The 8816-nt window shown below is 62.0% G+C and carries 9 protein-coding genes; 2 read left to right on the top strand and 7 right to left on the bottom strand.

What is annotated here, in order from left to right:
- Positions 1–477: 477 nt before the first annotated feature.
- Positions 478–1662, top strand: coding sequence for a DUF262 domain-containing protein (locus tag QW881_RS27835; RefSeq protein ID WP_315759113.1), 1185 nt, complete (start codon positions 478–480; stop codon positions 1660–1662).
- Between the two features lies 1 nt (position 1663).
- Positions 1664–2563 carry an MAE_28990/MAE_18760 family HEPN-like nuclease gene (locus QW881_RS27830; protein ID WP_315759112.1) on the top strand — a complete coding sequence of 300 codons (900 nt, stop codon included), beginning with the start codon at positions 1664–1666 and terminating at the stop codon, positions 2561–2563.
- Between the two features lie 944 nt (positions 2564–3507).
- On the opposite strand, the gene QW881_RS27825 is transcribed toward QW881_RS27830, so the two are convergent.
- The 7 genes from QW881_RS27825 to dnaJ form a co-directional block, all read right to left on the bottom strand.
- The gene (locus tag QW881_RS27825) at positions 3508–4131 is read right to left on the bottom strand and encodes a 2,3-bisphosphoglycerate-dependent phosphoglycerate mutase (RefSeq protein WP_315759111.1); all 624 of its coding nucleotides are present in this window, start codon (positions 4129–4131) and stop codon (positions 3508–3510) included.
- Positions 4132–4155: 24 nt separating this feature from the next.
- Positions 4156–4974, bottom strand: coding sequence for a 4-hydroxy-tetrahydrodipicolinate reductase (dapB, locus tag QW881_RS27820; RefSeq protein ID WP_315759110.1), 819 nt, complete (start codon positions 4972–4974; stop codon positions 4156–4158).
- Positions 4975–5055: 81 nt separating this feature from the next.
- Positions 5056–5358 carry a DUF1330 domain-containing protein gene (locus QW881_RS27815; protein WP_315759109.1) on the bottom strand — a complete coding sequence of 101 codons (303 nt, stop codon included), beginning with the start codon at positions 5356–5358 and terminating at the stop codon, positions 5056–5058.
- Between the two features lie 33 nt (positions 5359–5391).
- On the bottom strand, positions 5392–6123 hold the full coding sequence (gene pyrF / locus QW881_RS27810; RefSeq protein ID WP_315759108.1) for an orotidine-5'-phosphate decarboxylase: 732 nt from the start codon (positions 6121–6123) through the stop codon (positions 5392–5394).
- 6 nt (positions 6124–6129) lie between these two features.
- Positions 6130–6708 (bottom strand): NAD(P)H-dependent oxidoreductase, encoded by a 579-nt coding sequence (locus QW881_RS27805; protein WP_315759115.1) that lies wholly within the window; start codon positions 6706–6708, stop codon positions 6130–6132.
- A 45-nt stretch (positions 6709–6753) separates the two neighbouring features.
- Complete coding sequence (locus tag QW881_RS27800; protein ID WP_315759107.1) at positions 6754–7356, bottom strand: class I SAM-dependent methyltransferase; 603 nt, start codon at positions 7354–7356, stop codon at positions 6754–6756.
- A 236-nt stretch (positions 7357–7592) separates the two neighbouring features.
- Positions 7593–8723 (bottom strand): molecular chaperone DnaJ, encoded by a 1131-nt coding sequence (gene dnaJ / locus QW881_RS27795; RefSeq protein WP_315740388.1) that lies wholly within the window; start codon positions 8721–8723, stop codon positions 7593–7595.
- Positions 8724–8816 lie beyond the last annotated feature (93 nt).

The following is an 8816-nucleotide window of genomic DNA, read 5'->3' as shown; positions in this document are numbered from 1 at the left end:
AATCCCGATGATCTGCTCTTCCGTAAAGCGGCTGCGCTTCATGCTCTGGTCCTCGTTGGGGCCAGAACGAACTTCAAGCTGGATTAAGCCCGAGGGGCAAGGTCAAGTTCGGAGAGGGGCACCGGGGAAAAGCTGATGGCTGTTGCCACGAGGTGACCTCAAAAATTTTAGGCCCCTGAACCATTTTGGACCGTGTGCAAGCTCAGCATTTTGGCTTGGCGTCTGAATTTCGGAAGACGGGATCACATTACGCGAATGGGAACGGCAAAGCCGACAGCGCTAGTGGTTACGAGTGCGTTGTTGCACTCGCGGCATTCGGCCCTATCGAGAGCGCCACGAGTTGGGCTGCCATTCGGGGGATCAATCTCATGCCGAGGCGGCCATGTAGCGGCCGAGGCTAATACCTGCATTTTTGAGTCAGACTCTCAAGACGAAATGGATTATGACGTTACAAGCAGAACTCAAACGAGGCATTATATGGTACGAGAAATCATAGTCGAGGATGAAGACGGCTTTGAGTTGGATGCGCTGAATTCGCCCGCCTCCGATCCAGATGGATTTTTTGCCAAGAACGCCTTTCGAATAATCTATCAGACTAACAATTTTTTCTTGCCGCAAATCCGTGATCTGATCGACAAGGGTGAGGTCCTTAACTTGAGGCCGGAATATCAGCGCCGACTTCGCTGGAACACTCCCCAGAAATCTCGCCTCATAGAGTCTTTGCTGCTCAATATTCCAGTCCCGCCGGTCTATTTTTATGAAAGCGATGCAGCGCGATATGAAGTTATGGATGGGCAGCAGCGACTCAATGCCGTTCGCGAATTCTTAGCTGGTGATTTTGCACTGAGCAGTCTGTCAGTGTTGAAGCCGCTTAATGGTCTTCGATATTCTAAGTGCCCACCCCGTATCAAGCGCGCGTTGGATCGTGCGAGCGTATCTGCCATCGTGCTGCTCCTTGAGAGTGAACCAGAAGCCTCAAATCAGGGCAAGTTTTCGCTGACTGATATTCGTCGGTTCATTTTTGACAGACTGAACACTGGAGGCACCAAGCTGAACCCCCAGGAAATTCGGAATGCTCTTAATCCGGGGACCTTCAGCAAGGTAATTTTGGAACTGACTCGGTGGTCGCGTTTCACCGAAGTTTTCGACATTCCCCCGTACATCGAGACAGATCCCGGCGACTACTATGAAAATCCAGACCGCCAACGAAATTCTCTTTATGCGACGATGGGGGATTGCCAATTGGTGTTGCGCTACTTTGCCTTGAAAGACGATCGTAATATCCGCGGCTCGATGAGGGCAATGCTAGATAGGGCCATGGAGGAAAAACTTACAAACGAACAAGGACAAGCCGCCAAGCAGGAATTCATGGAAAGATTTGACTTCCTTTATGAACTTTTTGACCACAAGCCGTTCCTGTTGTTTCAGGAAGAGGGGGAGCGAGATCGCGTATCGGCCGCCATCTACGATGCCTCAATGGTGGCAATCAATGACCTTTGGTCAATTAGAAACGAGATCAATTCACAGAAAGCAGGCGTGCAGCGAAGAATGGAAAGGGCAATCTCAGGAGTAGCAACATCAGAAATCCTGACGGGCCGCGGCAATACGGCTCAAGCTGTTCGCGACCGGATCAACTTGATGCGCGGCATTCTGCGAGGCTAATTTGAGTTCGCAGTTTTCTATCATCCAAGAAGAGTTCGATGACGATCTCGAATCCATTCGAGCGCTATTAGGCGTTGTTACTGACCCGTCTAAGCCGCAGATGCGCATAGCAGCGGCGAATTCCGCCACGCTCTTGCTCGCCGCAACGTTCGAGCAATTTGTGAGAGAGATGGCACGGACCTACGCGAGGGCCATCGTTGGCGCCGCGAAAGATTTCAAGGCTGTTCCAAAAAAGCTTGTCCAAACAGCTTGGCGACGCACCATGGCTGGATTGGCAGAGGTTGAGGTGAGTGCCACGCCGTTTGCTGAGGGAAGTCGTAAGGACGCTCTTCGAAAATTCAATTCGGTGTATCAATTTTGCAATGGCGACAAGACGCAGGACATCTACGAAGAGCTAATCCATAACGAAAACAATATGCGTCCCGGTCAAATAAATCTGTTGTTCAGCATCAGCGATTTGCAAGATATCTGTCTCAAAACGTCGGACAAGGAGCCGATGCTTCAGTATCTTCAGGAGACCGACGCAAACAAAGCACATGGACTAATTTTAGGTTACATCAATAACTTTTTCGAACGTCGAAACGAAATCGCCCATGCGTTGGGCACCAGACACTCAAGCGGTTCTGATCAAATTCTCAAAGACGTCGATTTCTTCCTCGCGTTCAGCATTTCGGTTGCGCAAACATTGGAGAAAACGCTGGAAGTCATGCGCGTGACTAGCGTTGTGGATCGCGTGTTCGTGTTGGGCGTAGATGGTAATCTCTTCGAAGTTCATAGCGTAGGGCTCAGAACGAAAGCGAGCGATTACCTCAAGCAGCTTCGGGAATTTCATCAGGCTCGTGGAAAAACATTCCAGTATAAAGTTGAGCTAAAGAACGGGACCGAATTTTCGGTAAGTTAGGCCTTAGCGCTCATATCGGTTCCCACGGACGGCGCACTCAAGCTGCCGCCACGAAGTCACCTCTGAGGTATGTCACGGAGAGATCGATATCGGCCGGATTCGTGGGCAACGACTCTGCGCCTCCGCTCATCGGGGTAACTTCTGCTCAAAATATATTGCTTTATTTCCGAAATTGTGATTATCTCCGCCCATCCCGCCTCGACGAGAGGGGCGTTGCGCGCGATCGTCACGACACGCGAGGCGGGGAGCGATGGCCGCGGTCTGCCGCAGCGCGTCTTCGGGCGCGCGGACGAACGGTGGAGCGTGGACGTGAAGTCGCAGGGTCCTGACGCCCCGATGCTGGTGTCACGTTCGCGATGGCGCAAACGCGCCGCGCGGACAATGGTGGCCAACAAGCCCGGCGCACCAGGGAGACTGCGTATAAGCGTTAAGACCGTCGCGCGGGGAATGCCGGTTGTTCCGGCTGAACCTGTGGTGACTGCCGCCTGCTTTTTTTCTGCAGGCGGGCCATGGGTGCGGCCAGCATCCGGCATTCCCCGCGCCCTCTCATGTTTCGGAGGGACATGGTTGCAGCAGGACTCGGGCGAGATGCGCCGCGAGATCGTGGAGCCGTGAGCGGGGCTGTTTGAGATGTGAATCGGGGAGAAAGATCGGCGTGCCGGTGATCGCACTGGCCGATTCCCTCCGCATCGTCGCGGGCCTCATGGTTCGAGACGCGTCGCAAGGGCGACGCTCCTCACCATGAGGGGCGGCTTCGCATTCGGAGCTGCGAATTGGCGATGAGCAGCGTGCTCATGGAAGGGTCGAGCTCCGGAGCAACTTACGCCCCTCACCCTGAGGAGCCCGCCGCAGGCGGGCGTCTCGAAGGGCGAGGCCCGGACCTTGGCCTCATGGTTCTCAAGGCGATGCGGGAGCATCGGAGACGGAACGCTTTGGGCGCGCGATCAGCCCGCCAGATCCAGCTTCGATTCCACCGTCGAATCCGCATTCAGGCGGTAGATGATCGGCACGCCGGTGGCGAGCTCGCGCTTCAGAATGCCCTCCGGCGTCAGCTTTTCCAGCACCATGATCAAGGCGCGCAGCGAGTTGCCGTGGGCGGCGACCAATGTGCGCTGGCCGCGCAGGACGCCGGGGAGGATTTCCTGGACGTAGTAGGGCAGCGCGCGGGCGAGCGTGTCCTTGAGGCTTTCGCCACCGGGCGGGGGGACGTCGTAGGAGCGGCGCCAGATGTGGACCTGCTCCTCGCCCCATCTGGCGCGGGCGTCGTCCTTGTTGAGGCCGGAGAGGTCGCCGTAGTCGCGCTCGTTCAGCGCGAGGTTTTTGCTGGTCGGAAGGCCGGTCTGGCCGAGCTCGGTCAGGATCAGATCGAGCGTGTGCTGGGCGCGCGTCAGCACCGAGGTGAAGGCGACGTCGAAGACCAGCCCCTGCGCCTTCAGCTTGCGCCCGGCCTCCCTGGCCTCGGCCACGCCCTGCTCGGTCAGGTCCGGGTCCTTCCAGCCGGTGAACAGGTTCTTAAGATTCCACTCGCTCTGGCCGTGGCGCACCAGCACCAGGAGACGTTCGCTCATCAGTTCGCTTCCATCGACGTTGAACTAGAAAAGGTCCTTGAGGCCGAGCACGTCGTCCATCGTGTAGTAGCCCGGCGGCTTGCCATGCGCCCACAGCGCCGCCTTCAGCGCGCCATGGGCGAAGATCATGCGGTCCTCGGCCTGGTGCGACAGCACCAGCCGCTCCGAGGGACCGGCGAAGATGACGCTGTGATCGCCCGCCGCCGTGCCGCCGCGCAGCGAGGCGAAGCCGATGTCGCCGCTGCGGCGCTCGCCGGTGATGCCGTCGCGGCCACGGGCGGAATGCTCGTCGAGCGCGATACCGCGGCCCTCGGCGGCGGCGCGGCCGAGCATCAGCGCGGTGCCCGAGGGCGCGTCGACCTTGTGCTTGTGATGCATCTCGAGGATCTCGATGTCGAAGCCGGCGTCGAGCGACTTCGCCACCTGCTTGACCAGCGCCGCCAGCAGGTTGACGCCGAGGCTCATATTGCCGGACTGCACGACGACGGCGCGCTTGGTGACGCTCTTGATGACGGCGTCGTCCGACGACGACAGGCCGGTCGTGCCGACGACGTGGACGATGCCGCGCTCGGCGGCGATCGCGACGTTGGCGATGGTCGCGGCCGGGACGGTGAAATCGAGGATGCCGTCGGCCTCGGCGGACATGGTCCAGAGGTCGCCCGACAGTGTGATGCCGTTGGCGGGCAGGCCGGCGAGGGCGCCGGAGTCCTTGCCGATCAGCTCCGAGCCGGGGGCTTCGAGCGCGCCCGCCAGCACGGCGCCGTCGGTCTCGGCGATCGCGCGCACCAGGGCGCGGCCCATACGGCCGCCGGCTCCGGCAACGATCAAGCGCATCTTGGACATGTCAGCTCCTCCGCCCCTTCGAGGGCTATAGCCGGGGCGCGCGGCGCCGGCAACCGAGGCCGGCGGGCAGCCGGGCCGCACTCAGGGCTGCGGTCCGTCGTAGCCCTCGATGATCACCAGGTCGCCTTGCGAATGCGGCGCGCGCATCGCCACCAGCCGCTGGTATTCGGCAGAATTGTAACATGCCAGCGCGGTGGCGTAGTCCTTGAACTCGATCACGACGTTGCGCGAGCGCGAGGTGCCTTCCTTGGTCTCGTACTGGCCGCCACGGACCAGGAATTTGGCGCCGTACTGGTGGAACACCGCGCCGTTCTGCGCGACGTAGTCCTTGTAGCCGTCCATGTTGTGCACGTCGATCCGCGCGATCCAATAGGCCTTGGGCATCCCTGTCGTCTCCTTGCTCTCTGGCGCTCTTGCTCAAGCTCGGTTGGTCTTGCCGACCAGCGCGACGGCGCTGGCGATGTCGGCGACGATGCTCTCGGCGGCCGCCGCCGGATCGGCGGCGCCGGTCACCGGACGGCCGACGACGAGGCGGTCGGCGCCGCCGGCGATCGCCAGCGCCGGGGTCATGATGCGCTTCTGGTCGCCAACGTCCGATCCCGCCGGGCGGATCCCGGGAGTCACGAGCTGCATGTCGGGGCCGACCAGCGGGCGCACCAGCTGGGTCTCCTCGGGCGACAGGATCAGGCCGTGGATGCCGATCTCCTTGGCCTGCCTGGCGCGGTGCGCCACGAGCTCCTTGACACCCATGGCGTAGCCGGCGGCGGCGAGGTCGGCATCGTCGTAAGACGTCATCACGGTGACGGCGAGCAGCTCGAGGCTGGAGCCGGCAGCGCCGGCGAGCGCCGCCTTCATGCTCTGGGAGAAGCCGTGCACGGTGAGGAAGCGCGCGCCGAGCCTGGCGATCTGGCGGGTGGCGCGCTCGACGGTGGTCGGGATGTCGTGCAGCTTGAGGTCCATGAACACGTGCTTGCCCTCGGCCGCGAGCCGTTCGGCGAGGCCGAGGCCGCCGGCATAGGTCAGCTCCATGCCGATCTTGTAGAATGTCACGGCGTCGCCGAGCCTGATGATCATGGCTTCGGCCTCGGCCACGCTCGGCAAATCGAGCGCCACGATCAGGCGGTCGCGGGGAGCAATCTCGGTCGGCATGTCACCTCACATCGTATGTTGCGCGACAACGATCAGCTCCCGCACCAGGGCGTCGAGCGCCGTGATGTCGGCGGGCAGTTTGAGCCGGTCCATGTCGTTGTAGGCCTTGTCGGCGAAGGCCAGCGCAAGCTGGCTCGGGATCACCGTCGCGTTGCAGGCAGTCAGCATCAGCCGCAACGCCGAGAGTGCACGCACGCCGCCGAAACGGTTCTCGGAGGCGGCAGCGATCGCAAACGGCCGGCTGCGGAACACCGCGCCGCGGCTGCCCGGCGGCTCGTCGACGCGCGAGATCCAGGTGATGGCGTTGCTCAGCAGCGGCGGCACCGAGGCGTTGTATTCCGGCGTCACCAGCAGCACGGCATGATGAACGCCGATCATGCGCGTCATATTTACGGCGTGAAGTGGAATGCCCGATTGCGCCTCGAGGTCGGCGTCGTAGATCGGCAGCGGGAAGTCGGCGAGCGAGATGCGTGTGACGTCGGCGCCGGCCTGCACGAACTGATAGGCGGCTGCCGCGGCGAGCTTCGCGTTGTGCGAGCCGACCCGCGTCGAACCGGGGACAATGAGGATCTTCAGCGCGGACATCGTGAGGTCGGTCAACGACCCGCCACGAAGGATCGCGGCCGCCGGTCAGGGCTTGCGATACACCCAGACGCGCGCCGGCGGAAGGTTCATCCAGATGCGCTCGGACGCCTGCGTGGTGACGCCGGGCAGCGACTTCGGAATCGGCGGCACGACGGAATAGGTGAACTGCACGAACGGCGCATTCGGCGACATCGCCGCGAACGCATCGCGGATCAGCTTCATGCGGGTCAGCATCGGCTTGGTCACGAGCGGCAGGCCGGAGACGACGGCGGAGGCCGGGGCACCCAGCACGTTCCAGAGCGTGTCGCGAAGGCGATAGGCGTCGCCCTGGACCACCTTGGCCTGCGGGTAGCGATCGCGCAGCAGGGCGCAAAAACTCGGATTGTACTCGACCAGCACCAGCCGCTTCTGATCGACCCCGTGCTCCACCAGCGCATTGGTGATCGCGCCGGTGCCCGGTCCGAGCTCGATGACGGGGCCTGTCCCGTGCGGATCGACGTACTGCGCCATGGTGCGGGCCAGCAGCCGACCCGACGGCATGACGGCGCCCATGTGCAGCGGCTTTTCGATCCATGAGCGGAGGAAGCGCACTTCGTCGTCCAGACGGAGAGGCTTTTTCGACGCACGCACGGACGTTTGCAAGGGCATCTCAGTACCAGACGGGACCGTCTTCACGGCGATGTCAGAAAAGAGTCACAAAGACGTATAGGGCGCAGGCGGGGCGGTCAAGCCGAACCGTAACGTACGATTAAGGCTGGCGGGTCCGCGCTCTTACAGTTGCATTCGATAATTTTTTGCATGTGCAAAGCAGCAAATTGGCTCGACACATGAATCCCGAAGTCATTCGGCGAGGCCACCTGGCCGTGCTTGCTTGAACTCACGGCTCAGCTCGCCGCCTTGCCGAAGAAGTCCTTGACCTTGGTGAAGAAGCCGGCCGCCTCGGGCTGGGTCGCTCCCGACGACAGCTTCTCGAATTCGGCCAGCAGCTCCTGCTGCTTCTTGGTCAGGTTCTGCGGCGTCTCGACCACGATCTGGACATACATGTCGCCGGTCTGGCGCGAGCGCAGCACCGGCATGCCCTTGGCCGCGATCCGAAACCGGCGCCCGGACTGCGCGCCGGCGGGAATCTTCACCTTGGTCTTGCCCTTGTCGATCGTCGGCACCTCGAACTCGCCGCCAAGCGCCGCCGTCACCATTGAGATCGGCACCCGACAATGCAGGTCGGCGCCGTCGCGCTGGAAGAACTCGTGCTGGGTCAGCGACAGGAAGATGTAGAGATCGCCGGGCGGTCCGCCGCGCAACCCCGCCTCGCCCTCGCCGGCAAGACGAATGCGGGTGCCGTCCTCGACGCCCTGGGGAATGTTGACGGACAGCGTGCGGTCACGGGTGACGCGTCCGGAGCCGGAGCAGGACGGACAGGGGTCCTCGATCATCTGGCCGCGGCCGTGACAGCCGGGGCAGGTCCGCTCCAAGGTGAAGAAGCCCTGCGCCTGCCGCACGCGGCCGGCGCCGCCGCACATCGAGCAGGTCTTCGGCTTGGTGCCGGCCTTGGCGCCGGTGCCGGAGCAGGATTCGCAGGTCACCGAGACCGGAATCTCGATCTGCGCCGTCTTGCCCTGGAACGCCTCTTCCAAGGTGATTTCCATGTTGTAGCGCAGATCGGCGCCGCGCTCGCGCCCGGTACCGCCGCGTCGCTGCCCGGCCATGCCGAACAGGTCCTCGAAGATATCAGAGAACGAGGAGGCAAAGCCGGCGCCGAAGCCGTGCGCGCCGCCCATGCCGCCCTGCTCGAAGGCGGCGTGGCCATAGCGGTCGTAGGCGGCGCGCTTGTCGGCGTCGCGCAGCACCTCGTAGGCCTCGTTGATTTCCTTGAATTTCACTTCGCTGGAGGCATCGCCCGGATTCTTGTCCGGATGCCACTTCATGGCCAGCTTGCGGAAGGCGGCCTTGAGCTTGGTCTCGTCGGCGTCGCGCTCGACTTCCAGGGTCTCGTAGTAGCAGCGCTTGGTGGACATCAATCAAACCCGCCCGAACTTCGCCCAACAGGAACGGCTGGCGCGATCGCCGCGCGCGTTCCGGGTCAATGAAAATGACCCCCATCCAACGAG

Source organism: Bradyrhizobium sp. SZCCHNS3016, assembly GCF_032484535.1.
Classification (GTDB): domain Bacteria; phylum Pseudomonadota; class Alphaproteobacteria; order Rhizobiales; family Xanthobacteraceae; genus Bradyrhizobium.
Note: the sequence above shows the minus strand (reverse complement) of the source record. Positions and strands in the feature narration are given on the sequence as shown.

Excerpts from the sequence above, each read along its gene's own strand:
- QW881_RS27800 (WP_315759107.1), bottom strand. The coding sequence starts at position 7,356 with ATGCCCTTGCAAACGTCCGTGCGTGCGTCGAAAAAGCCTCTCCGTCTG.
- QW881_RS27835 (WP_315759113.1), top strand. The coding sequence starts at position 478 with ATGGTACGAGAAATCATAGTCGAGGATGAAGACGGCTTTGAGTTGGAT.
- QW881_RS27805 (WP_315759115.1), bottom strand. The coding sequence starts at position 6,708 with ATGTCCGCGCTGAAGATCCTCATTGTCCCCGGTTCGACGCGGGTCGGC.
- pyrF (WP_315759108.1), bottom strand. The coding sequence starts at position 6,123 with ATGCCGACCGAGATTGCTCCCCGCGACCGCCTGATCGTGGCGCTCGAT.
- dapB (WP_315759110.1), bottom strand. The coding sequence starts at position 4,974 with ATGTCCAAGATGCGCTTGATCGTTGCCGGAGCCGGCGGCCGTATGGGC.
- dnaJ (WP_315740388.1), bottom strand. The coding sequence starts at position 8,723 with ATGTCCACCAAGCGCTGCTACTACGAGACCCTGGAAGTCGAGCGCGAC.
- QW881_RS27815 (WP_315759109.1), bottom strand. The coding sequence starts at position 5,358 with ATGCCCAAGGCCTATTGGATCGCGCGGATCGACGTGCACAACATGGAC.
- QW881_RS27825 (WP_315759111.1), bottom strand. The coding sequence starts at position 4,131 with ATGAGCGAACGTCTCCTGGTGCTGGTGCGCCACGGCCAGAGCGAGTGG.